Genomic DNA, 23971 nt, shown 5'->3' on the forward strand with positions numbered 1-23971 from the left:
TTAAAACTTGAGGGAGGAGATGCGTTTGATAGCCTCCTCAAGGCGATTTTCGTCAACGGTTAGGGCCACTCTGAAAAAGCCTTCACCAGGCTCCCCAAAGCCATTTCCAGGTGTTACTACAATGCCTGCTTCTTTAAGGAGTTTGGCCGCAAAGTCAGCCGAGGTATAGCCGTCAGGGACCTTGGCCCAGACGTAAAAAGTGGCTTTAGGGGCCTCCACTTGAAAACCAAGCTTTTTCAACCCTTCAACCAAGACATCACGGCGTTTTTTGAAGATACCTCTGAACTCAGCCACGCACTGCTGGTCCCCTGTGAGAGCAGCTATAGCTGCCTCTTGAACCACCTGAAAGGCACCAGAGTCAACATTGTTTTTTACTTTAGTAAGCCCGGCAATAAGAGACTCATTGCCTACAGCAAAGGCTATTCGCCAGCCAGTCATGCAGTAAGTCTTAGAAAGGCTATGAAACTCTATGGCCACCTCTTTGGCACCATCAACTTCTAAGATGCTTGGGGGCAGGTAATCGTCAAAATAAAGCTCGGTATAAGCGGCATCGTGGGCCACTATCAAATTATGTTCTTTGGCAAAATTTACTACCTTGGCAAAGAACTCTTTATCAACCACCGCGGCGGTGGGATTATTGGGATAGTTGAGCCAGAGGATTTTGGCCCGGGAGAGAATATCTTGAGGAATACTTTCTAAATCCGGCAAAAAGTTATTTTTAGGGAGAAGAGGCAGATAATAAGTTTCCCCACCAGCAAAAAGGGTACCTATGTGGTATACAGGATAAGCGGGAGTGGGCACCAGGACCACATCACCAGGATTTACGAATGCCAGAGGGAAGTGAGCAATACCTTCCTTTGAGCCTATAAGAGAAACAACCTCTTTTTGCGGGTCAAGCTCAACACCAAAACGGTTTTTTATCCAGCTGGCCGCTGCTTTACGAAAAGAAAACATTCCCACACTTGAGGGATAGTGATGATTTTCTGGATTATCCAAGGCTTTTTTAGCCGCCTCAACAATATGAGAAGGGGTGGGAAGGTCAGGGTCTCCCACCCCCAGGTCTATCACATCTACACCCTTAGCCTGGACTTCGGCCTTCATGCGGTCAAGCTCTACAAAGAGATATGGCGGAAGTTTTTGCAATCGCTCAGAAAAAGAAAACATACCTTCCTCCTAACGTTCACGTTTGCCTTCAATAAATTCCAAAACCATTTGCCTAGCTACATCGTCAGGATACTGTTTGGGTGGATGTTTCATGGTGTAAGCAGATATAGAAAGAAGTGGCCCGGCTATACCACGGTCTTTAGCCAGCTTGGCACAACGGATGGCATCCATAGCGGAACCAGCAGAGTTAGGCGAATCTTCAACACTTAGCTTTAATTCTATGTACATAGGCACTCCACCAAAAAGCTCACCTTCCAGCCGGATATAGGCGATCTTATTGTCCTTAAGCCAGGGAATCCAGTCAGAAGGGCCAATATGGATATTATCTGACCCAATATCATAAGGCAGAAGAGAAGTTACAGCTTCGGTCTTGGAAACTTTTTTGGTGCTTAAACGTTCACGGGCGAGCATATTAAGAAAGTCCGTATTCCCACCAAAGTTTACCTGGTAAGAACGTTTTACTGGAACACCCCGGTCAATCATGAGCTTGGTAAGTACACGATGAACAATAGTAGCTCCTACCTGGCTTTTGATATCGTCTCCTACGGCCGGGATACCCGCTTCTTCAAAGCGCTTACCCCATTCTTCTGAAACAATAAAGGTGGGCATGGCATTTATAAAAGCTACCCCGGCCTTAAGGCAGGCCTCGGCGTAAAAACGGGCTGCCTGTTCAGACCCAACTGGTACATAATTTATTAAAACGTCGGCGCCCGTGTCTTTAAGTACAGCTACCACGTCTTCAAGTTCGTCTTCTTTTTCAGAAGAAAGAACAAAAGATTTTTCAGGCGGATAATCTTTCATATGGGGGGCAAAACCATCAAGGACTTTGCCCTTTCTAACTATAGTACCAAACTTTGGGACGTCGGGATAAAACACGGTGGTACAATTTGGCGGGGCAAAAATGGCCTCAGAAACATCTTTACCCACTTTGCGTTCGTCTATATCCCAGGCTGCTACTACTTCAATATCCCAGGGTTTATATCCGCCTATATCAGGGAACATAACTCCTTGAGAAATATCAAGGCCTTTATCACGATAATAAAAAATTCCCTGGATTAAGGAACTGGCACAATTTCCTACACCCGCTATAGCGAGTTTTATTTTCTTTTCACCCATTTCTCAACCCCCTGCTATTTTCTATTTCGTTAAGAAAATAAGAATTCTATTCAAAACTGCCAAGAACTGACTCTCGCACTCGCGGAGGTAAAAGCTTGACCCCTATTTCCACTATTTTTTTCACCAGGGAAACAATATCTTCTTCGCCCTCCCAATTATCACGCAAGACCTGTTCGTTGGTGTGATAAAGTAAGCGTAAAAGAGCAAGGCCCACCAGGTAAAGATCATCCACCATGCCGAAAAAAGGTATCATGTCAGGGATAAAATCCAGAGGATTCATTAAATAGACTATGGCTGCGGCTAAAATAGTCTTATCCTTGGCGGGTACTCTAGGGTCTTTAAGCAATTTGTAAAGTAATTTGAGGAACTTGGGCATTAATTTAATGTATTTCTGGGCTTCTTTTTTAGCTTTAACTAAATTCAAGGCTGCCTCCATAAAGTTTTGCCCATATTATAAACAGTTAAAAGATGTTATAATCAGATGAAAAAGCTTTGCAACTTCTTTTGTAACAGAAATGTCCAGAATTACCAGAAAGAATACTAAAACTATCAGGGTCGGCAACATTTTTATTGGCGGTGGTCATCCGGTAGTGGTGCAATCTATGACCAATACTGACACCCGGGATATTGCCACCACCGTAGCCCAGATTAAGCGCCTTGAAGAAGTAGGCTGTGAACTGATAAGGGTGGCTGTGCCTGATGAAGAAGCCGCTGAGGCTATCAGAGAAATAAAAAAACAGATAAGCATTCCCCTGGTAGCAGACATTCATTTTGATTGGCGGCTGGCTATAGCCTCCCTTGAGGCCGGGGCAGATGGTATTCGCATAAATCCTGGCAATATAAAAGGCCTTGAAAACGTGCGCAAAGTCATTCTTGCCGCTAAAGAGCGAGGAGCTGCGGTGAGAGTGGGAGTTAACGCTGGCTCACTTGAAAAAGACCTTATCCGCAAATGGAAAGGCCCCACCGCCGAGGCCCTGGTAGAAAGTGCCCTGAGACACCTTGATTTTATAGTGGGAGACCTTGGTTTTGAAAACCTTAAGGTTTCTCTTAAATCTTCAGACGCTTGGACGACCATAAATGCTTATCGTCTGTTTTCTCAGAAAAGCGATTTTCCTCTTCATCTTGGGGTCACGGAAGCCGGAGGCCTTATTGCTGGCACGGTAAAAAGTGCCTTTGCCCTGGGGCTTTTGCTTTCAGAGGGCATAGGTGATACCATTCGTGTTTCCCTCACCAGAGATCCTGAAGAAGAAATCCAGGTGGCTTATGAGATTTTGCGGGCCGTGGGTTTGCGCGAGCGTGGCCCAGAAATTATTTCCTGTCCAACCTGTGGCCGATGCGAGATAGACCTCTTCCCCATTGCCGAAGAGGTAGAAAAATTTGCCAGAGGTATTGAACAGCCTATCAAGCTTGCGGTGATGGGTTGTGTGGTAAACGGTCCTGGGGAAGCCCGCGAGGCAGACGTAGGCCTTGCTGGAGGCAAAGGCGTGGGACTAATTTTTCGCAGGGGAAAAATTGTAAAAAAAGTAAAGGAAAAAGAAATCCTTTCAGCCTTTTTTGCTGAGGTTAAGGCTTTTCTGGAAGAGCATTCTTAATTTTTAAGGCCAGTTGATACGCTTCCTTACGGGAGATGCCGCATTCTTGGGCTACCTGCTTTGCGGCTTCTTTAAGGCTTAAGCCCTTGGTTAAAAGAAGGTCTAGTCTTTCCTCGGGGGGTATTTCTATTTTAGACGGAAGATTTTCAGAGGTTCCTTCTATTAATAAAGTAAATTCTCCACGGGATTTTTTCTTTGAAATTTTTTCAAGTAAAGAGGGGAGGTCTGTCCAGAAGTATTCTTCAAATTTTTTAGTCATCTCCCGAGCTACAAAAACCTTTCTGGAACCAAGGATTTCAAGGGCATCAGCCAGCATAGTCTTTAAACGATGAGGGGCTTCGTAACACAAAAAGGGTCTTTTTTCATCTTTGAGTTGCTCTAATACTTTTTTTCTTTCACCTTTTTTAGAAGGAAGAAATCCGATAAAAATAAAACCTCTTTTTAAATCCAGTCCGCTTACACTTAGAGCGGTGGAGATAGCTGAAGGGCCTGGAACAGGTCTAACTTTTACTCCCTTTTCATGGGCTAAACGGACTAAAAAGGTTCCAGGATCTGAAATACCAGGAGTTCCGGCTTCACTCACCAGAGCTACGCTTTTGCCAGCCAGAAGTTTTTCAATCAAAAGGGGAGCTTTTTCTTTCTCGTTATGTTCATGATAGGGAACCAGTTTGGGTCCCTTTATCTGATAGGCATTAAGGAGTTTTAAAGTAGTGCGCGTATCTTCCGCGGCAATAAGATCTACCGTACCTAAAATATCAAGCGCTCGCAGAGTTATGTCTTTCAGGTTGCCCAGGGGAGTGGCAACTACGTAAAGCGTGCCTGGTTCAGTTCCTTGTTTGGCGCCAGACATGGAATATCCGTTGCAAGGCGGTGATATTGGCAAAGATAGCCAGAATAGCCAGGATAGGTACAAACCAGCCTAATAAAAGGCCTGCGGTTAAAAGGGCCAGGCGCTCAAAGCGGGTAAGAAGCCCTACCTTGCAGTCAAGCCCAAGGGCTTCGGCCCGGGCCCTGGTATAACTAACCATAAGGGAACCGCATAGGGCGGCAAAAGCAAGGTACCCCACCAGAGGGGCCTGGGAATTAAAGGCAAAATATAAAAAGCCTCCAAAAATGGCGATTTCTGCATAGCGATCAAGGGTGGAATCAAAAAAAGCCCCAAAAATTGACTTTTGGCCAGTACTTCTAGCTAAAAGGCCGTCTATGGCATCAAGAGGGCCAAAAATTAAAAGAAAAATCCCTGCTAACTGAAAATAGCCAAAAGCAATGGCTACTCCTGTGGCCACACAACCTAAAAAACCAGCCAGAGAAACGGCATTAGGCGGGACTTTTAGCCGAGCCAAAAAGTTGACGATAGGTAATAAAAAGGGCCGGCTTATTTCTCTAATCCTGTCGGTAAAAGTAAAAGAAGACATAAATTTCTCCCAATTTAGCCTATATTAACCACAAAATAAAAATAGAGCCAAGGCTATTTTCTAGAGACCGCTCAAAATATAGGTTGAGTCCTCCTTAATGTTTTTAGAACTTTGAAAAGGTCTCACTAATTAAGAAAATTTTTCAGGTTGTTTTTAAAAGTGTTTAAAGCTTTTTTTGATACTGAGAAACAGTTTGACAAACAAAAAAACTAGGCGTATAGCAAAAAAAGAGAACGCAAAGGGGGAAGGAGCTTTGGAAAATAAAAATAAGCGCATAGGTGTAGTTTTGTGCTCTTGTGGGGGACTTTTGGAAAAAAAGATAAACTTTTCCTCTTTGTTTGAAAAAGCACAATCTTTATCAGGAATAGAGGCTGTTTTAAAGTTTGCTGATTTTTGCCTGTCTCCAGAAGAAAAACTTGCTGATTATAAAGGACACTTTACCCATTTACTTTTTGTAGGCTGCTCTGAACGTTCTTCGCTCAGTTTTGATGAAAAACGTTTAGAAAAACTTCTTTCTTTCCTTGAGATAGATCCAGGTTTTGCTGAAGTTGTGAACATAAAAGAGCAGTGTTTCATGATTCATGACGATTCTTCAGCCGCCACCGCTAAAGCCCTTGATTTGCTTCAAATGGGCTACGAAAAACTTATTACCAATCACTCAGCTTACTCTTCACGAGAAATTGCCCAAAAAGCTTTGGTAATCGGAGCTGGGGTAGCAGGAATGAGTTGTGCCAAAAGTCTGGGAGATCTGGGAGTAAAAGTAACCCTGGTAGAAGAAAAATCTTACATTGGGGGGCATGCCTGTCAGATTCCTCTCCTCTGGCAATCAGAAGGTTATCCTTCAGTTTGTACCAGTGAATGTATCGGGCCGGTAATAGGGCGTGAAACCCTCTTTCAGGATAATGTTTCTTTGTTCCTCTCTTCTAAAGTTACTGCTGTGAAAAAGAAAAACGGAAATTTTATTGTTACCATTGAAAAAGGGCCGCAGTTTGTAGATCCTCGAAAATGTATAGGCTGTGGAGAATGCGCGGTAGTATGTCCTGAAACTGTTCCCAATGATTTTGATATAGGCCTCAAAAATCGCAAAGTCATAGATAAAAGTTTTAAGTTAGCGGTTCCTAATGTGTATCACTTGATAAAAGAAGCCTGTACTGAATGCGGTGAATGTGAAATAGTTTGTCCTACTAAAGCCATTGACCTTAAAGCCCAATCAGAAACATTTGAAGAAACTTATGGAGCAGTAGCTCTGGCCACTGGTTTTTCTGGCTATGACATGAATACCTTTGAAAAACTATCCTATCACCTGCCAAATGTAGTTACTATGCTTGAATTTGAAAGGCTTTGGGCCAATAAGTTTAAAGGCAAACCACCCATAAGTATCGCCTTTGTTCTCTGCCAGAAAGACGAAGTGGGTTATTGTTCAAGGCTCTGTTGTTTAGCGGCTATGAAACATGCCGTGCGTTTATCCATGGCCTACCTTGGTACAGAAGTAAACGTTTATTATAAGAGCCTGCGTTCCTGTGGCCGAGCCTTTGAAGCCTTCCGTAGGGAAGCAGAAAATAAAGGGGTAGGTTTTATTCAAGCCGAAGTAGAGAAAATTGAACCAGGTGAAGAGGGCTGGCTCAAGGTTATTACTGAAAAAGGCGAATTTGAGGCAGATTTAGTGGTCCTGGCTGAACCTCTGGTGCCTTCTGGTGTCAAGGTTGCCAAAATGTTTGGCGTTGAGCTTGACCCTTACGGTTTTCCCTACGAATTCCAGCCCAGGGTAATAAACCCTTTAGAAACTTACGTAGAAAGAGTTTTTGCCATAGGTACAGCTAAAGGTTTTAAAGACGTGCAGGAAAGTGTGGAGTCCGGCCAGGCCGCTGCCCTTAGAATCTATGGGGCCTTAAAAGGACGAGTGGCCAAATATGTTTCTACGGTTGAGCCTGAAAAGTGTTCGCGTTGTGGAATGTGTGTGGCGGTATGCCCCCATGGGGCTATAAATTTTGATGAAAATGGTGCCCAAATTGAAGCAGCCCTTTGTAAAGGCTGTGGTCTCTGTTACGCAACCTGTGGTTCTAACGCCATTAAACTGCTGAACCTGGAAGACTTTCAATTGTTAAAAATGGCTGAGGTGGCTTTTAATAATTGTTCCCCTGATGAACCTCGTATTCTAGCCTTTTTGTGTTATTGGTGTTCTTATGCCGCAGGAGACTTAATGGGTGTTTATGGAGAAAAAATTCCAGCTGGATACCGAAGTATAAGGATAAGATGTTCAGCTTCGCTAAATCCCGAAGTAGTATTTGAAATTCTGGCTAGAGATCTGGCTGATGGAGTATTAGTGGCTGGTTGTCCTCCCAAAAACTGCCACCATCTCTGGGGAAATGATATGGAAACACGGCGTTTTAAGCTGGCTGGAAAGATATTCAAAGAACTGGGAGTCAAAAAGATAGCCCGCTGGGAGCATATAGGAGTAACCATGTGGCCTAAACTGGCTAAAGTGTTACGCTCTATGCACGATAGTTTGAAGCAAACTTAAATGGCAATTCCTCCTTCTGGTTTTTGAGGCTTTTGTTCAGGGGATGGCGAATGCGGAGAAAATTGGAAGTCTTCTTTATCAAGAAAGCCAGCCACTGTTTTTTCGCACAGGGAAACACTTCCTGCAACTACTTTGTTAAGCCCCGCTATAACGGTATCAATCGGTCCCCAGGAAGGTAAAAGAGCATCTAGGGCGCTCATTGTGAGATCTCCAGTTGCTTTAATAGGGCTACAGGCCTTACGGGCTACTATTGGGGGAGATGCTCCTTCACGGTAAAGCTGGTAAGCACTAAAAATAGCCCAGGCCGTAATTATGAGAACTATCGCAAGAATAATTCCCGCTATTACTCCTAAAATTTCTTCAATGTCCATGATTACTCTCCCAGTTTCAAGAGTTTCTTAACCTCTTCGCTTAAAGAAAAGCTTTCTTTTGGGCCGGGGAAAATACCTTCCTTTACTTCCTGGAGATAGGCCTTTAAGGCTTTGCGGCCCTCTTCGGCAAAGTTAGCATAAGATTTAACAAATTTGGGCCTGAAGGCCTCAAAAAGACCAAGCAGGTCTGGAAGTACAAGGATTTGCCCGTCACAATCAGGGCCAGCACCAATGCCAATGGTAGGCACAGAAAGTTCTCTGGTGATATAGGCAGCAAGCTCTTTAGGAACGCATTCAAGCACCAGCGAAAACACACCTGCCTCTTCAAGGGCCCTGGCATCTCTTATAAGCTTTTGAGCTGATTCAAGGTCTTTTCCCTGAACTTTGAAGCCACCAAGGGCATGGGCCCTCTGAGGTGTAAGCCCGATGTGGCCCATAACAGGAATACCTGCCCTTACCACCGCGGCCACGGTTTCGGCCATCTCCTCACCACCTTCTATTTTTACCGCCTGGCAACCTCCTTCTTTGAGAAAACGCCCGGCGTTTCTAATGGCCTCTTCCTGACTGGTCTGGTAAGAAAGAAAAGGCATATCACCCACTACCAACGCCCTTTTGGCACCTCTCGAAACTGCTTTCGCAAAGACAAGCATTTCTTCCATGGTAATGGGAAGGGTATCTTCATAGCCAAGGACTATCATGGCCGCAGAATCTCCCACGAGAATTAAATCTATACCTGCTTCGTCAAGGAGCCTTGCCCAGAGAACATCATAGGCTGTAAGGGCACATATTTTTTCTTGGCCTTTTTTGCTCAGCAAATCAGGTATAGTTATTTTAGAAGAGTTTGCCATGACCTACACCTCTCTTGGCAAAATATTCGTAAGTGCGGTTGGTAAGGACTCGCCCTCTCTTGGTTCTCCTGATAAGGCCCAGCCTGATAAGAAAGGGTTCGTAAACGTCCTCCAGGGTGCGAGGGTCCTCACAAAGGGCGGTGGCAAGGGTATCAAGCCCTACAGGGCCGCCGTCAAACTTTTCCATTATCACTTGGAGAAGTTTTCGGTCAAAAGGCCCAAGCCCCATTTCATCAAGGTCCATAAGAGAAAGGGCTTTGCGGGCCAATTCCCTGGTGATAGTTTCTACTTTCTCTACATAGGCAAAGTCAACCACCCGTTTTAACAAACGATTGGCAATCCGCGGTGTTCCGCGGGAACGTTTAGCAATTTCCCTCGCGCCTTCAGGTTCTATTCTTATATCCAGGGCCCTTGCCGATTGAAGGACAATGGCCAGTAGTTCCTCTTCGTTATAAAAGTCCAATTTAAAGGTTATGCCAAAGCGGTCTCTCAAAGGAGCAGATAAAAGACCGCTTCTGGTGGTAGCCCCTACCAGGGTAAAACGCGGGAGACTAAGCCTCAAAATACGTGCTCCTGGGCCTTTGCCCACTACAATATCAAGCTTAAAGTCTTCCATGGCTGGGTAAAGGATCTCTTCCACAGAGGCTGGCAAACGATGTATCTCGTCCACAAAAAGAACATCTCTTTCCGAAAGATTTGAAAGAATAGCGGCAAGGTCTCCTGGGCGTTCCAGGGCTGCTCCTGAAGTTACGTGTAGCTTACTTCCAAGTTCATTAGCAATAATGTGAGCTAGAGTAGTTTTACCAAGGCCAGGAAAACCGGTAAGCAAAACATGGTCAAGGGCCTCTCCTCTAGCCTTAGCCGCCGAAAGATATACATTTAGTTCTCTTTTTACGTCTTCCTGACCGATATAATCGGCAAGAGTTTTAGGGCGTATTTCTACATTGGCCATCAGGAAAGTCTCTTAAGGGCTTCTTTTATCAAGGTTGTAAGGTCTTTCTCTTCTTTAAAAACAGCTTTTAAGGCCTTGCGAGCCTCTTTTTCGGCAAAACCAAGGTTAAGGAGCGCAGAAAGCGCTTCGTCCCACAAGGGACTTTGTGTTTGGGGAGAAAGGTCAAGACGGGTGCGCAGTTCCACACATAGCTTTTCCGCTCTTCTGGGGCCAATGCCCGGCACTTCTGACAGTTTTTTGATATCGTTTTTTACCACTGCTTCTACAAATTCTTCGGGCTCAAAAATAGAAAGAATATTCAGGGCAAGTTTTGGCCCTAACGAAGAAATAGATATAAGTTTTTCAAAAAAAAGCTTGGTATCCCAGTCCTTAAAACCGTAAAGTTCAAGTACTTCTCCCCGCAAGCGCAAGGTGGTGTAAAGGGTGTAGTCCTCCCCTTCTGACGGAAGGTTCTGACTTAAGTTTAAGGGAACAGAAACTTCTAACACCACTGACCCTGTAGCCATAAAGACTTTGCCAGGAATCTTTTTTACGATTTTGCCTCTAACCTGAGCTAACATTTTTCCACTGGTGACTTTGTAAATGATAAAGGGCTACTGAAAGGGCATCTGAAGCATCAACAGGTATATCTTCTTCAAGGCCAAGGATATTTTTTACCATGTAGCGCAACTGCTCCTTAGAGGCATTCCCATAGCCGGTGATGGCCTTTTTTATTTCCAGGGGGTGATAAAAAAACACGGGCACCCTGGCCTGGGCAGCCGCAAGAAGGGCTGCGCCCTGGGCCTGGCCGAGCTTTAGCGCTGCTCGCGGATAGGTTTCTGGAATTACCTCCTCAAAGGCGATAACTTCTGGCTCAAACTCTTTTATAATAGACATAATTTCGTCGTATATACGCCAAAGACGCCGGGCCAGGTCTTTTTCTTTAAGGCGAATTATTCCCCAGGCCAAAGGAATATCTCCTTTTTCCACCAGGCCGAAACCTGTTACCCGAGAGCCTGGGTCTATGCCTAAAACCCGCATTAAATGTTTGCACCTACCCGTTCCATGAGTTCGTCTGGAATATCAAAATTAGCGTAAACCTGCTGGACGTCGTCGTGGTCTTCAAGGGCTTCCATAAGCCTGAGCATTTGCTGGGCAGTCTTTTCGTCTTCTATTTTTACTGTGGACTTTGGCACCATGGTAACTTTAGCCGATTGAATAATAAAACCAGCGTCTTCCAGGGCTTTTTTAACGCTTTCAAGGTCTTCAGGAAGGGTGATAATTTCAAATTCACTTTCGTATTCTCTTACGTCTTCAGCTCCCGCCTCAAGGGCTGTTTCAAGGAGCTTTTCTTCGTCAGTACCCTGGCGGTCAATAAGTATCAGGCCTTTTTGTTCAAAAACCCAGGCCACGGCCCCTGGTTCTGCGAGATTGCCGCCACATTTGCTAAAGATGTGCCTTAATTCAGAAACCGTGCGTCTCTTATTGTCAGTAACGCTTTTTATAAGGACAGCCACACCGCCCGGGCCGTAGCCTTCGTAGGTAGCTTCTTCCCAGGTTGTTCCTGGCTCCTGGCCAGTACCTTTGCGGATGGCTCTTTCAATATTCTCTTTAGGCATATTGGCAGCTTTAGCGGCCTGAATAGCTGCTCGCAGACGCGGGTTAGCACTGGGGTCCCCACCACCCATGCGGGCTGCTACCATAATTTCGCGAATTAGCTTGGTAAAAAGCTTACCCCGTTTAGCGTCTTGTGCGGCTTTTTTGCGTTTTATCTGCGCCCAATGAGAATGCCCTGCCATAATTCACCTCTCTTTTATTTTCTTGACCAAATCTTAGCCAGTTTTGTTATGTTTTGCAAAATAAGAACACAGATATGAAGAGATCTTTGAAAATTCCTGATAGATTGAGATCGCCACGGCGACTCTGTCGCCTCGCGACAAGGATTGCTTTCACGAGATGGCTTCGCCCCTGGTGGAGCTCGCAATGACGGGGTGAGAGCCGTGGCTCGCAATGACACATCAGGAAAAGAGGTTTGAAAATGATAAAGAAAAACGGAGCTTGCAATAGCAACCCATTATTATCTCACTGCGAGGAGTACATTCCCTATTGTCACCGCGAGGAGCGCCTAAGCCGACTAAGCCGTCTCAGGGACAAGCTAAGCCTTTTCACGAGAATATTTTGTTTCTCTATCAGACCTTGACAACTTGGACTCTATCTAGAACATTTAAAGAAGAGCGTGGCGGCGTAGCTCAACTGGTAAGAGCATGCGGCTCATATCCGCAAGGTTCGGGGTTCGAGTCCCTGCGCCGCCACCAACAAACAGAGGCGGCGTAGCCAAGCGGTTAAGGCGACGGTCTGCAAAATCGTTATTCCGGGGTTCGAATCCCCGCGCCGCCTCCAACACCTTCCGAGGATTAGCCTATGTTTGAACTCACTGTTAGAGATGAATTCGCCGCAGCTCATTATCTTCGCAATTACCCAGGGGCCTGTGAAAGGCTCCACGGCCACAACTGGAAGGTAGAAATTGCCGTAAGGGGTGAAAAACTTAACGAAATAGACGTCCTTGTTGACTTTAAAAACCTCAAAAAACACCTAAAAGAAGTGCTTGAAGAGCTTGACCATCAAAATTTAAATGAACACCCTGCCTTTCAGGACCAAAACCCTTCCTCGGAAAATATTGCCCGCTATATTTTTGAAAAGCTTGCCCCTAAAATGGCTTCTTATGGAGTAGAGCTTGTTCGTGTAACAGTATGTGAAACAGAACGCTCCTGTGCCTCTTACCTGAAGGATTAATGCCTGCCGAAGAACCCCTCTTTGACGTAGCAGAGATATTCGTAAGCCTTCAAGGAGAAAGCACTTATATGGGCCTTCCTACTTTCTTTGTGCGGCTTTCAGGTTGTAATTTGCGCTGTAAGTGGTGTGATACCATTTATGCCCAGAAGCCCCAAAATAACTTGCTTGGTCTTTCTGAAATTCTTATACGCTGGCAAAAAGAGGGATCTCTTAAATTTGTTCAAATAACCGGTGGCGAGCCTCTTCTACAGGAAAATGTTTATCTCCTGATGAAGGCCTTTTTGGAAAAAGGCGCAACTATTCTTCTGGAAACAAATGGAAGTGTTTCTTTAGGGCGAGTCCCTAAAGAAGTGGTAAAAATAATGGACTTTAAAACTCCTTCCTCGGGCATGACTCACCACATGTGTTATGAAAACCTGGCCTATTTAACCCGTAAAGACCAGGTAAAATTCGTAATTGCCGATAAAGAAGACTACAACTGGGCCAAAGAAATTTTGGCCAGGTTTTACCTTCCGGTTTACACCCAGGTGCTTTTTTCACCCGTCTGGCAAACAGTTAAACCCCAAGAGCTGGCTGAGTGGATAATAAAAGACAGGCTCCAGGTGCGTTTCCAACTCCAGCTTCACAAGGTGCTCTGGGGAGAAAAAAGGGGAGTTTAAAGGGCCGGAAGCACCGGCCCTTTTGTTTTAGAAGAAGAGCTCAAGAGAAAGATAGAGGTTATACATGTGCTCAAGAGGCACAAACATCTGTGAATTTACAGGCCCCATAGTACCTATATCGTCAAGCTCGTTAATTTCATGAGGTTCTCCAAGCCAGGAGCCGCTTCCACTATAATTGAACCAGAAATACTGGAAACCTACCCGTAAAAACACTTTGGCGTATTCAGAAAGGGCTTCACCGGCAGGTAAGTCCTGAATCCAGTAAACTTCGGCCACGTGGCCACGGGTAGCTAACTTATTGAGATAGATGTCGTCAGTGGCCACCATAAAGGGCATCCACCATTTAGAACCATAGTTATACTCTAGACCGAGTTTGGCCCCAGGAACCCAGGGTAAAGGAATACGGGTGCCCAGGTAAACTGCCCAACCGGTGTGGGTGCCAGTATCCACCGCAGAGGGATCCCCAAGAGAAAAGCCTCCTAACAGGGTATAATACATTTGGGTAAAAAAATCTCCGAGTAAAGGATGATTTTGAACATAGATAGGCATAGCCCCTATCTGATCAGGGTCAGTTATAGAAAGCCCCAGAGAGACAAAGTAATCAACGCCTTCAAGCCCAAGGGCAGGGATATCAATTTTGTGGAGCCAGGTAGCGCCAATTTCATAAATATCACCAAGGTTGTTGGAGGTGGTTACGTAACCTGGGCCAAGTTTTGACATAAACCAGGTGCCTTCAGGGAAATCCATCACGCCTTCAGCCTTAAAGGCCTGCACCACTAGAAGCATATTGCGTTCAGGATCATCTAAAACGTCCCAGGCAATACCGTAAAAGTCTATGTCATCCTTAGCACGGTCAATGGGCATTTTAAAGCCAGATTCAAAACCACGACCATAACAAAAACGAATTCTCCCTGGCCAGGGCCAGCTGTATTGATAACCAACAGTGGCACCGTCAAAGGGAATGTCTATGTTAATGCCAGCCGGGGTAGCATCTCGCCTGTCAAGTCCTTCCCGTATATGAGAGGGGACTCCGTGGGTAGTAGGGCGTCTTCCCAGGGATATCCATATTGGCAACCCGCCGATATTTGTCCAGTTAAAATAGGCCCGGTCCACATAGAGGCGACTATCAGAAGGCCTGACCCCAAAGGTGAAATTATTATCCATGCCCGGGAAAAGCTCAGGAGAAACATAGTCATCAGATTGGCCCCAGATCTTGTAATACGCCAGGCGCACTTTAACCACGGTGTCTTCAGTAGGTTTCACCTTGAAATTGAGGCGCATACGGTTGGTCCACAAAGTATCATTTTCCCGGTATCCTTTACGGGGTTGCATAAGACCTGGGTCTGCCATATCAATCATAGGGACCATGCGATAGAGATTTGGATCATAATAAATTCCGTTAAAATAGCTCCAGTAACTGGTGGCCACTTTGGCCCGGGTAGAGTCAATCCTGGTTCTAATGTCTCCCCAGATTTTGAATTTACCCATGTTATTTTTCACTTCTTCCAGGAATTCAGTGTTTTCTTCCTGCGTGGCCATCTGTTCTTCCTGGGCCTCTTTCATTTCGGCCAGCTGTTTCTTAAGAGATTCAAGCTCGCGGGAAAGTTCTTCAATTTTCTTTAAAAGTTCTGCGGTGGAAGTTTGAGCCATAGCCAACGAGCTCAGACCTAAAAAACAGCAAAAGATTGCCAACCAAAAAACACCCTTTACCCATTTCATACTCACAACCTCCTGAATTTGATAAAATATATATAGAATGTAGTTATATTAAAAAAGAGATGGAGGTCAAACCAAAAATATTTATGAGGACCAAAGGTTATTTACAATCTATTTGAATTTTTGTTTAAGAAAAATTTATTCTTAAATGAGGCCTTTGTAAAAATTTTAACATTAGATTTAACACCTCGCGACAGGGATTGCTTCACCACTCGTGGTTCGCAATGACGGGGAAGAAAAAGGTTCGCAATGACAAGGTAGGAAAAAAGGCTCGCAATAACAGGGATGGTGTAGCTTGCAATGAGAAGCTCATTTTGTTACTGCGAGGAGCCTTTTCCATATTGTCACTGCGAGGAGCGCGCAAGCGCGACGAAGCAGTCTCAGGGATTATCAGATTGCTTCGCTCTCAATGACTCTCCCTGTTTGTCACTGCGAGAAGATCCCTCGCTTCGCTCGGGACAAGCGAAGCAGTCTCAGAAAAATATTTTGCAAAGGTCTTATTTTTATTATTAACTCATGCGGGCACAAGCAAGGTGTAAAAATATGGAAAACTTCCTACAAAAGGCAATAGGGTTCCTTTTATAGGAACCAGAGGACAATTTTGCTCTATATGGACCTTTTTCTTATTGTGCCATGCGAAACGGAGAGAAGCAATCTCTATTACTCTACTTACGAATTATTTGCAAACTCAAAAGGTGTCCAGCACCAAGATCTATGGAAACAATTAAATGACAGGCCAAAAACAAGGTTTTACAAAAATTCTACCTAACCATCGGGTAACAAAGGACAACGCAAGTGGTAAAGCTACTAAATACTGCGACACAATTTTTGCTGTGTTTTAGACAGACTACTACTTCTCAGACCAAGCTCTAAGAAAAATAAAAGGGCGGCCAGGACCGCCCCAAATAAATTTCTTATACGCAACCAGTGGGCTTAGGAAGACCAGCCATCTTACAGGCTCCCTTACCGGGGCCAGAGGGAAAGAGCTCATAAATCTTCTTAAGAGGATAACCAGTCACCTTAGAAAGAACTCGAACCATGGGTGCTACACCGTTCTTCTTGTAGTAATCCTGGAGAACCTTGATTACTTTCCAGTGTTCATCAGTAAGCTCTTCAATACCCTCAAGCTGCTTTACGTATTCAACCCACTCCATGCACCACGCATCCAAGCCGCCTAGAAGGAAACCGTCTTCATCTACCTCAAACTTTTTACCTTTGTACTCTACTACCGGCATAATGCCCTCCTTAATTCAAAGATTCTCTTTTAAAGCGCTAGTTACTATAGGGGTCAAAGCTTGTCAAGCAAACTATTTTCATAAAAAAATAATTAGCCATCTTTTTATAAAAAGATTTATAACAAAATCTTTAGCAAATGTCAAAATTAGAGTTTTTTTAAGAAAAATTGCGATTAATCTAATAATAACAAGTCTAGTAGGGATCTATGAGTGTTATCAATTTTTGAAAAGCCCAGATCTTTAGCCAATTTTAAGGCTTCTTCATATTCAGATTTAGTTAAAGGGCGGTTTATTTCCGGAAAATCTGATGCTTTCCCCGCAGGGTGATAATGACCCATTAAATTTAGATAAATCTCCGGGGAGAGCTCTTCTTTTAAGAAGGCCAAAATTTTTTCTGTTTCTTTAAGAAGGCCTGGCATGACCAAATGCCTGACTATTAGGCCTTTGCGAGCCATCCCTTGCTCATCTAAAACTAAATCTCCCACCTGACGGTACATTTCTTTTATAGCCTTGCGGGCTATTTCAGGATAATCCCTGGCTCCTAAATATCTGGCACAAAGCTCTGGTGTCCAGAGCTTAAAGTCTGCTAGATATATATCCACAATACCTTCTAAGGCTTCTAGTGTTTCTAATTTGTCATAGCTTCCGGTATTATAAACGATGGGAAGGAAAAGCCCCCTGTTAAAAGCTGATTCTAAAGATTCTACTATTTGATAAACCTGGTGGCTTGGAGAAACGAGGTTTATGTTATGGCAACCCTTTTTCTGAAGTTCCAGCATAATGTCTGCAAGTTGGACAGGAGATATTTCCTGGCCAATCCCTAAGTGGGAAATTTCATAGGTTTGGCAAAAGACACAAGCCAGATTGCAGCCAGAAAAAAAGATTGCTCCTGAACCCTTTTCTCCTACCAGACAGGCTTCCTCACCAAAATGGGGTTCGTAACCGGCAATTTTAGGTTTAAAGCTTGTTCGGCAAAACCCTTGTTTTTGAACTCGGTCAACCTTGCATTCTCGCGGGCAGAGCTTGCAGGCCCTTTTATGGGTAGATAAAACTTTTAAAGCCTGTTTGGCTAAAATTTGTTTGTTCAGAGAGACTTTTCTCCCTTCCGGTATAATTCAAAATGAGGAAACAGTCGGCGATAGGTTGCTAACATATGTTCAGGTATTACACGCACATCGCCAAAAACTGTCATAAAGTTAACGTCACCATCCCAGCGTGGGACAATCTGGATATGAAGATGTTCTGGAATGCCTGCACCAGCTACTTTACCAAGATTAATACCCACATTGAACCCGTCAGGCCTTATCACTTCTCGCAAGACCCTAAGACACATCCTGGTGGTTAACATAAGGGCTGACAGTTCTTCTGGAGATAAATCGTCCAGTTCGGGCACATGTTTTCTGGGTGAAACCAGCAGGTGAGCGGTATTGTAAGGAAATTTATTCATTATCACTATGGTTTGTTCATCAGCATACAAGATAAGACGTTTTTCATCAGGAAGATTTATTTCCGGGGGACAAAAGGGACATCCAGGCTCTCTTTTACCAAGGATATATTCCATTCGCCAGGGAGCCCATAAGACCTTCATTTTCTTTCTCCATTTACCACAAGCTTTTCCGGAAAAAATATAGTGACTTCCATACCAGATGTTTCTGGGTATGCAAGAGAGAACTTTCCACCGTGTAATTCAATTATCCTTTTGGCTAATGATAAGCCCAGACCTGAGACAGCTTTTTCTGAAGTATCTGGAGATGGGGTGAAAAGCTTATCAAAGGACTTTTGGGCCACATCAAAACCTTTAGCTGTTATTTTAAGGGTTATCCCCTGTTTATATTCCAGGACTATTTTTAAGTTTCCGCCTTGAGGCAAGGCTTCTACCACATTTTTAAGGATATTGATAAAAGCAAGTTGCATTTCTTTAGGGTCAACGTTGAGTATAGGGTCACCGTCTGAACATTCAAAAGAGACATGAATGCCTTTTTCTTTAAAAATACCAAGGAAAAGAACCAACGCACTTTGAAAAAGGCGATAAAGCCTTACAGGCTCTTTTTTGAGTTCAAAGGAAGGCATGAACTGAAAAAGTTCTTTTAAGACATTTTCAAGTTTTTCAGCCTCACGAACCATTGTTCTCAAGTAACCCTCAAGCCCTTCTGGGACTTCTTTTTTGAGTAGGACCTTTGAAAGCCCCCCCAGAGCAGAGACGGGATTTCGTATTTCGTGGAAAATTTTTGAAGAAAGCTCCCCTAAGACGGCTATTCTTTCTGCTTCTAGAAGGAGATTTTTATGCTTAAGAAGCTCTTTAGAAGACCAAAGTTTTTGTAAAGCTATACTGCTTAGGCCTGAAATGGTCTCTAAGAACTGAAATTCTAGCTGAGAAAATGGCTTTTGGGTAACAAAATTATCCACCAGGATAAAACCATACATCACTGGCGTCCTTATAGGGGCCAGTGCAAACTCTTTTACTCCTAATTTTTTAAATACAGGGCTGAGTTGTGGGTAGTCTTCTTCTTTTAAGTGAAATACTTTTGAGCTGTTTAACTCTTTTCCACATGAAGAAAGGTCAGCCAGATTTAGAGAAAGCTCTCTAGCAAACTTTACAATAGGTAAGCTGTAATCGGTTATCTCTTCCCTGGCTTTAGCTACAAGCTCTTCAAAAGAGGGAGATTCAACCTCTAGGGCTGACCAGATTCTAAAGGCTTCCTCAGGAGAAAGAGGACCAAGGCCCGTTACTCCATGAAAGATGTCCTGGGTTTCTTCTTTTTTTAAGATAAAGGCCCGGTTAAACTTAAGCCCTTGAGCAGAAGTAACTGCTACTAAAATCAAGGCCCATATATCTTCTTCCTCTTCGGCTTGCAAAAGTTTGGTAATAAACTTGAGTGATAACTCGAGCAAATGTTCGAGACGACATTCTTTTTCACATGTACTTGGTTTTAACATATAACTTAAGCCCCTCCCTTCAAAGGGCCCCTGCTTCTTCTCTATTTATGAAATAGTTTAAAATATTTTGCATTTAAAAACAAATTTAACATTATTTTGTGAAAAAATTAACATAAAAACAGAAAAAGACAAATTTATTTTTGGCAAAAACTCAAAATTAAAGTAAAAATTTGATTTGAAACGGAGGGGTAAATTGGAAGTTTTTATAGCCGGAGGCACTGGCTTTATAGGAAGGCATCTAAGCCGGTATCTCTTACAAAGAGGCTTTAAGGTAAAAGTCCTGGTGAGAAGGCCAGAAAGGGCTTTAGTGATTCCTGAAGGCGTTACCCCTTCCTACGGCAACCCTTTAGTTCCGGGAGATTGGTTACATGAGTGTGCCAGAGCAAATGTAGTTATCAATCTGGTAGGGACAAATATTTTTGCTCGCTGGACTTCTAAATACAAAGAACTTATTCGCGAAAGCCGTCTTTTGGCTACCCAAAATATTGTTTCAGTTCTAAGTAAAGGCCAACTTCTCTTAAATGCTTCAGCTATAGGTTTTTATGGAGCTGACCGCGGCGAAGAAGAAATTACCGAAGAAAGTGCCCCCGGGAAGGATTTTTTAGCAAAGGTTTGTAAAGAATGGGAAGAGGCTGCTTTTACTGCCAGGAGTCAAGGGGTTCGCGTTTGTACTCTAAGATTTGCTGTAGTTCTGGGGCTAGGAGGTGGAGCCCTTTCCAAAATGCGTCTCCCTTTCAAGCTAGGTCTTGGTGGGCCTATTGGTCATGGCAAGCAGTGGTTCCCCTGGATTCATATAGAAGATGTCTGCCGTATAGTAACTTTTCTCATTGAAAAAAAAGACCTTTCAGGGCCTTTTAACCTGGTAGCCCCTGGAATTGTTAGAAACAAAGAGTTCGCGCAAACCCTTGCCCGGGTGTGGCGGCGTCCTGCTCTTTTGCCTCTTCCCCCCCGAGTGCTTGAGATTATTTTTGGAGAACTGGCTTCTCTTCTAACTGGGGGTGTAAAGGCTCGTCCTAAAAGGTTGCTAGAAGCAGGGTATATCTTTTCTTTCCCTGAACTTTATTCTGCCTTACAAAATCTTTTAAAAAGAAAAGCCTTGATACGATAAGTTTTTTAAGATTATCTAAAAGAGACCTTTGCAAAAACTCTAAATTATTAGTTCCTTTATACTTTAAAGGAAGAGATTGCTTCGCCACTTCGTGGCTCGCAATGACGGGATAGAGAAAGGCTCGCATGATGGGAAGGGAGCGTGACGCGCAATGATGGGAGGGGAGCGTGGCTCGCAATAACACATCAGGAAAGGGGCTTGAAATGATAAAATAAAGTGGGGGTCTGCGATGACAACCCATTTTGTCACCGTGAGGAGCATGTTCCCAACTGTCACTGCGAGGAGCGCGCCAGCGCGACGAAGCAGTCTCGGAGATCTCTCGCTCCACTCGGGACAGGCGAAGCAGTCTCAGGAAAAATATTTTGCAAAGGTCTCTAAAAATAAAGTCTAAAGTTGAGGGGGAGTTATGGAATGTCAATTTGAAATTCTTGAAGAAATTATTGATGAAGACTTAGATTTTACCATTGAATCCTTAGGGGAGAGAAAAATTGAAAACCCCCTCAAGAAAGAACCTCTTTGTTATGTTGACGATAACGCTAGAGTAGCTTTAAAAATATCTGAAGCCTATCTAAAGAAGTGTCTGGAAGAACAAAAACTTCCGCCCACCGCAGAGCTTGCTGGCCCAAGGCCTCGTATATACTTTGATCCAGCGAAAACCAGGGCGGCTATAGTGACCTGTGGTGGTTTATGTCCGGGTATAAACGATGTTATTCGCTCTATCGTGCTAACCCTTTATTTTTCTTACGGTGTAAAACACATTTTCGGAATCAAATATGGCCTCCAGGGTTTTATACCTAAATATGGTCATGATGTAATGTATCTGACCCCAGAGGTTGTTTCTAACATTCACGAGCTCGGTGGGACAATTTTAGGAACTTCTCGTGGCCATCAACCTATTGACGAAATAGTTGACGCGCTAGAAAGGTTAAATGTTCAGGTTCTCTTCATGATAGGCGGAGACGGGACATTTCGGGCCGCTACTCTCATTAAAGAAGAAATAAGCCGGCGGCATTTGAAAATTGCCGTAGTAGCTGTTCCTAAAACCATTGATAACGACATTTTTCTTACCTCAAAGACCTTTGGCTTTGATACCGCCGTAGAAATGGCTTGCCAGGCCATTCGCTGTGCTCATACCGAAGCTATAGCCGTACCAAACGGTATAGGGTTAGTAAAAGTGATGGGGCGTTACGCTGGTTTCATTGCAGCAGCAGCCACCCTTGCCAGAAAAGAAGTAAACTTTTGTCTAATTCCTGAGGCAGACTTTGACATTGAGCCTCCAAACGGGCTGTTTCCAGTACTTGAACGCCGCCTTGAGTCCAGAAAACACGCCGTTATTGTGGTGGCCGAAGGTGCTGGCCAAAAATACGTACGTCCTGACCCGCCTGAATACGATGCCTCTGGCAACCTCAAACTGGGTGATATTGGCAAGTTCTTAAAAGACAAAATCAAGGAGTATTTCACCAAGAAAGGAATAGAAATTTATATCCGCTACATAGACCCAAGCTACATCATAAGAAGTGTGCCGGCCATTGTAGATGATAGGATTTACTGTGGCTTTTTAGGGCAGTATGCCGTGCATGCCGCTATGGCCGGAAAGACCGGGCTTATGGTGAGCTATCTTAACGACCGCTACATCCATATTCCTTTAACGGCGGCGGTTAAAAAGAGAAAACAGGTGGACTTAAAAAGCCGTTTCTGGCAATCAGTTATTGAATCAACTGGTCAGCCACCGCTCAAAAATAAGGCTTAAGGGGTCAAACATGAAGGCTATCGTATTAGCTGGAGGTTCTGGTACAAGGCTTTGGCCGTTATCACGCAAGGATTACCCGAAACAATTTTTGAAACTAAACGGAGACAAGTCTCTTTTAAGGCAAACGGTAGATAGACTACTTCATTTTCTTGAGCCTCAAGATATCTTAATTCTGACCTGTGAAGACTATAAGTTTCATGTGAAGGCGCATCTTAATGATATTTCAGGGTATCAATTGCTATGTGAACCCCTGGCCAGAAACACCGGGCCTGCCATTGCTTATGGTTTTAAATACGCTTTAGAACACTGGGGAATTAGCCCTGATGAACCTGTTCTTATTTGTCCTTCTGACCACTTAATAGAGCCTAAGAACGTTTTTGCCCAAACCGTTGAAAAGGCTACCAAAGTTGCTCAGGATGGCTTTTTAGTAACTTTTGGTATTACTCCTACCCGCCCAGAAACAGGTTATGGATATATAAAACAGGGCAAAGTTTTAGAAGAAAGCCCGGTCTTTTCCGCTTACGAAGTGGCCAGGTTTACCGAGAAACCAGATTTAAATACCGCTAAAAAATATCTTGAAGAAGGGGGCTATTACTGGAACGCCGGTATTTTTCTTTTTACCCCGGAAGTTTTTTCAAAAGAGCTTGCCTCTTGTGCTCCCGATATTTTTGCCCTTTATGAGCAGGACTTTTCTTCTTTGACGGCCAATTTTGCTGATATGCCTGACATTTCTATAGATTATGCCTTAATGGAAAAGTCGTCGCGGGTAGCGGTGGTTCCCCTTTCTCTTTATTGGAACGATATTGGCTCCTGGGATGCCCTTTTTGATGTCCTAAATAAAGACTCTTCTGGCAACGCTAAAACTGGGCGAGTTATTACTATTGATACGGAAAACAGCATGATTCTTGGGCAAAAACGTCTCATAGCTACCATCGGCCTTGAGGACCACCTGGTAGTAGAAACTCCAGATGCTATTTTAATTGTCAAGAAAGGGGAAGCACAAAAGGTAAGCAACCTGGTAAAACAGCTTAAAAGCGAAGGTTATCCTGAGGCTTTAGAACATGTAACCACTTATCGCCCTTGGGGTAGTTATACTGTGCTAGAAGAAGGCCCGCGCTACAAAATAAAGCGCATTGTGGTAAACCCAGGTGAACGCTTAAGTCTCCAGATGCACTATCATCGTTCAGAACACTGGGTTGTGGTGAGAGGAACAGCCAGGGTTCAGATAGACGATGAGGAATATTTTTTGCATGAAAATGAATCGGTCTTTGTGCCCAAATCTACTAAACACCGTCTGGAAAATCCTGGCAAAATACCGCTAGAAATAATAGAAGTACAAAATGGTGAATATCTCGGCGAAGACGATATCGTCCGGTTTGACGATGTTTACGGCCGTTCCCCAAATCAATAGAGGAAACCTTTGCCTATACTCAGGCTGTTTTGCTTGGGCCTTGTGAAGCAATCTTTTTTCAAAATTAGTTCTAGAACTTTTGAGTCATTAAGAGAGAGCTTTGCAAAAATACATAGATAGGTTGAGACCGCCACGGCGATGATGTCGCCTAGCGACAGGGATTGCTTCGCCACTTCGTGGCTCGCAATGACGGGGTAGGAAAAAGGCTTGCAATGACGAACCCTCCTTGCACTGCGAGGAGCACTCCAACTACTTGTCACTGCGAGGAGGCCTAAAGGCCGACGAAGCAGTCTCTTAGATTACTGGATTGAGATTGCTTCTCGCTCCGCTCGCAATGACTTGGCTGTATTGTCACTGCGGGGAGATCCCTCGCTTCGCTCGGGACAGGCGAAGCCGTCACAAAA

Annotated in this window: 23 protein-coding genes and 2 tRNA genes; 9 read left to right on the forward strand and 16 right to left on the reverse strand. The window is 44.1% G+C overall.

The annotated features are described in order from the left end of the window. Genes TH606_RS02530 through TH606_RS02540 form a run of 3 tightly spaced genes read right to left on the reverse strand, consistent with a single transcriptional unit; the run spans position 1 to position 2704 of the window. On the reverse strand, positions 1 to 1164 hold the full coding sequence (locus tag TH606_RS02530; RefSeq protein ID WP_068541132.1) for an LL-diaminopimelate aminotransferase: 1164 nt from the start codon (positions 1162 to 1164) through the stop codon (positions 1 to 3). 9 nt (positions 1165 to 1173) lie between these two features. Continuing rightward, positions 1174 to 2280: an inositol-3-phosphate synthase gene (locus TH606_RS02535; protein WP_068541133.1), complete on the reverse strand. Its 1107-nt coding sequence runs from the start codon at positions 2278 to 2280 to the stop codon at positions 1174 to 1176. 46 nt (positions 2281 to 2326) lie between these two features. Further along, positions 2327 to 2704: a YkvA family protein gene (locus tag TH606_RS02540; RefSeq protein WP_068541134.1), complete on the reverse strand. Its 378-nt coding sequence runs from the start codon at positions 2702 to 2704 to the stop codon at positions 2327 to 2329. Positions 2705 to 2795: 91 nt separating this feature from the next. On the opposite strand from TH606_RS02540, the gene ispG reads away from it, so the two are divergent. After that, positions 2796 to 3872 (forward strand): flavodoxin-dependent (E)-4-hydroxy-3-methylbut-2-enyl-diphosphate synthase, encoded by a 1077-nt coding sequence (gene ispG, locus TH606_RS02545; protein WP_068541135.1) that lies wholly within the window; start codon positions 2796 to 2798, stop codon positions 3870 to 3872. Here the strand turns inward: ispG and rsmI are convergent. Further along, complete coding sequence (gene rsmI / locus TH606_RS02550) at positions 3844 to 4722, reverse strand: 16S rRNA (cytidine(1402)-2'-O)-methyltransferase (protein ID WP_068541136.1); 879 nt, start codon at positions 4720 to 4722, stop codon at positions 3844 to 3846. The two genes, ispG and rsmI, sit on opposite strands and share 29 nt — an antisense overlap. Next, complete coding sequence (locus TH606_RS02555; protein ID WP_068541137.1) at positions 4697 to 5287, reverse strand: CDP-alcohol phosphatidyltransferase family protein; 591 nt, start codon at positions 5285 to 5287, stop codon at positions 4697 to 4699. The genes rsmI and TH606_RS02555 overlap by 26 nt, the downstream gene beginning before the upstream one ends. A 307-nt stretch (positions 5288 to 5594) precedes the next feature. Between TH606_RS02555 and TH606_RS02560 the strand changes: the two genes are divergently transcribed. Then, positions 5595 to 7808: a hydrogenase iron-sulfur subunit gene (locus tag TH606_RS02560; protein WP_231887725.1), complete on the forward strand. Its 2214-nt coding sequence runs from the start codon at positions 5595 to 5597 to the stop codon at positions 7806 to 7808. On the opposite strand, the gene TH606_RS02565 is transcribed toward TH606_RS02560, so the two are convergent. From TH606_RS02565 to TH606_RS02590, 6 genes are read right to left on the reverse strand one after another with little or no spacing between them, the layout of a single operon-like run. After that, positions 7805 to 8179, reverse strand: coding sequence for a hypothetical protein (locus tag TH606_RS02565; RefSeq protein WP_068541138.1), 375 nt, complete (start codon positions 8177 to 8179; stop codon positions 7805 to 7807). The genes TH606_RS02560 and TH606_RS02565 overlap by 4 nt on opposite strands. A 2-nt stretch (positions 8180 to 8181) precedes the next feature. Beyond that, entirely contained in the window at positions 8182 to 9027 is an 846-nt protein-coding gene (gene panB / locus TH606_RS02570; RefSeq protein WP_068541139.1) for a 3-methyl-2-oxobutanoate hydroxymethyltransferase, read from the reverse strand. Further along, positions 9011 to 9979 (reverse strand): Holliday junction branch migration DNA helicase RuvB, encoded by a 969-nt coding sequence (gene ruvB / locus TH606_RS02575; protein ID WP_068541140.1) that lies wholly within the window; start codon positions 9977 to 9979, stop codon positions 9011 to 9013. Before ruvB ends, panB begins: the two co-directional genes overlap by 17 nt. Further along, complete coding sequence (ruvA, locus tag TH606_RS02580; RefSeq protein WP_068541141.1) at positions 9979 to 10539, reverse strand: Holliday junction branch migration protein RuvA; 561 nt, start codon at positions 10537 to 10539, stop codon at positions 9979 to 9981. The genes ruvB and ruvA overlap by 1 nt, the downstream gene beginning before the upstream one ends. After that, positions 10523 to 10999, reverse strand: a complete 477-nt coding sequence (gene ruvC, locus TH606_RS02585) for a crossover junction endodeoxyribonuclease RuvC (protein ID WP_068541142.1) — start codon at positions 10997 to 10999, stop codon at positions 10523 to 10525. Before ruvC ends, ruvA begins: the two co-directional genes overlap by 17 nt. After that, positions 10999 to 11757 (reverse strand): YebC/PmpR family DNA-binding transcriptional regulator, encoded by a 759-nt coding sequence (locus tag TH606_RS02590; protein ID WP_068541143.1) that lies wholly within the window; start codon positions 11755 to 11757, stop codon positions 10999 to 11001. The genes ruvC and TH606_RS02590 overlap by 1 nt, the downstream gene beginning before the upstream one ends. Positions 11758 to 12196: 439 nt before the next feature. On the opposite strand from TH606_RS02590, the gene TH606_RS02595 reads away from it, so the two are divergent. From TH606_RS02595 to TH606_RS02610, 4 genes are all read left to right on the forward strand, one after another. Next, positions 12197 to 12273: transfer RNA gene (locus tag TH606_RS02595), tRNA-Met, on the forward strand. Positions 12274 to 12282: 9 nt separating this feature from the next. Then, positions 12283 to 12358 (forward strand) — tRNA-Cys (locus TH606_RS02600). A gap of 21 nt (positions 12359 to 12379) precedes the next feature. Then, positions 12380 to 12751: a 6-carboxytetrahydropterin synthase QueD gene (queD, locus tag TH606_RS02605; RefSeq protein WP_068541144.1), complete on the forward strand. Its 372-nt coding sequence runs from the start codon at positions 12380 to 12382 to the stop codon at positions 12749 to 12751. Beyond that, positions 12751 to 13410, forward strand: a complete 660-nt coding sequence (locus tag TH606_RS02610; protein ID WP_068541145.1) for a radical SAM protein — start codon at positions 12751 to 12753, stop codon at positions 13408 to 13410. The genes queD and TH606_RS02610 overlap by 1 nt, the downstream gene beginning before the upstream one ends. Before the next feature lie 27 nt (positions 13411 to 13437). Here TH606_RS02610 and TH606_RS02615 read toward each other — a convergent pair whose 3' ends face one another. The 5 genes from TH606_RS02615 to TH606_RS02635 all read right to left on the reverse strand — a co-directional run bounded on the left by TH606_RS02615 (position 13438) and on the right by TH606_RS02635 (position 19298). Further along, the gene (locus TH606_RS02615; RefSeq protein ID WP_068541146.1) at positions 13438 to 15129 is read right to left on the reverse strand and encodes a DUF3373 family protein; all 1692 of its coding nucleotides are present in this window, start codon (positions 15127 to 15129) and stop codon (positions 13438 to 13440) included. A gap of 911 nt (positions 15130 to 16040) precedes the next feature. Next, on the reverse strand, positions 16041 to 16361 hold the full coding sequence (locus TH606_RS02620; RefSeq protein ID WP_068541147.1) for a TusE/DsrC/DsvC family sulfur relay protein: 321 nt from the start codon (positions 16359 to 16361) through the stop codon (positions 16041 to 16043). Positions 16362 to 16534: 173 nt separating this feature from the next. Continuing rightward, a complete protein-coding gene (locus TH606_RS02625; RefSeq protein WP_068541148.1) occupies positions 16535 to 17476 on the reverse strand; it encodes a radical SAM protein in 942 nt (313 codons plus the stop codon). Then, positions 17446 to 17949 carry an HIT family protein gene (locus tag TH606_RS02630; protein ID WP_068541149.1) on the reverse strand — a complete coding sequence of 168 codons (504 nt, stop codon included), beginning with the start codon at positions 17947 to 17949 and terminating at the stop codon, positions 17446 to 17448. Before TH606_RS02630 ends, TH606_RS02625 begins: the two co-directional genes overlap by 31 nt. After that, positions 17946 to 19298: a sensor histidine kinase gene (locus tag TH606_RS02635; protein ID WP_068541150.1), complete on the reverse strand. Its 1353-nt coding sequence runs from the start codon at positions 19296 to 19298 to the stop codon at positions 17946 to 17948. The genes TH606_RS02630 and TH606_RS02635 overlap by 4 nt, the downstream gene beginning before the upstream one ends. Positions 19299 to 19491: 193 nt before the next feature. On the opposite strand from TH606_RS02635, the gene TH606_RS02640 reads away from it, so the two are divergent. The 3 genes from TH606_RS02640 to TH606_RS02650 all read left to right on the forward strand — a co-directional run bounded on the left by TH606_RS02640 (position 19492) and on the right by TH606_RS02650 (position 23567). After that, the gene (locus TH606_RS02640) at positions 19492 to 20406 is read left to right on the forward strand and encodes a TIGR01777 family oxidoreductase (RefSeq protein ID WP_068541151.1); all 915 of its coding nucleotides are present in this window, start codon (positions 19492 to 19494) and stop codon (positions 20404 to 20406) included. 406 nt (positions 20407 to 20812) lie between these two features. After that, a complete protein-coding gene (locus TH606_RS02645; RefSeq protein ID WP_068541152.1) occupies positions 20813 to 22156 on the forward strand; it encodes an ATP-dependent 6-phosphofructokinase in 1344 nt (447 codons plus the stop codon). Between the two features lie 10 nt (positions 22157 to 22166). Then, positions 22167 to 23567, forward strand: a complete 1401-nt coding sequence (locus TH606_RS02650; protein ID WP_068541153.1) for a mannose-1-phosphate guanylyltransferase/mannose-6-phosphate isomerase — start codon at positions 22167 to 22169, stop codon at positions 23565 to 23567. Positions 23568 to 23971 lie beyond the last annotated feature (404 nt).

The sequence above is a fragment of the Thermodesulfatator autotrophicus genome (assembly GCF_001642325.1).
GTDB lineage: Bacteria > Desulfobacterota > Thermodesulfobacteria > Thermodesulfobacteriales > Thermodesulfatatoraceae > Thermodesulfatator > Thermodesulfatator autotrophicus.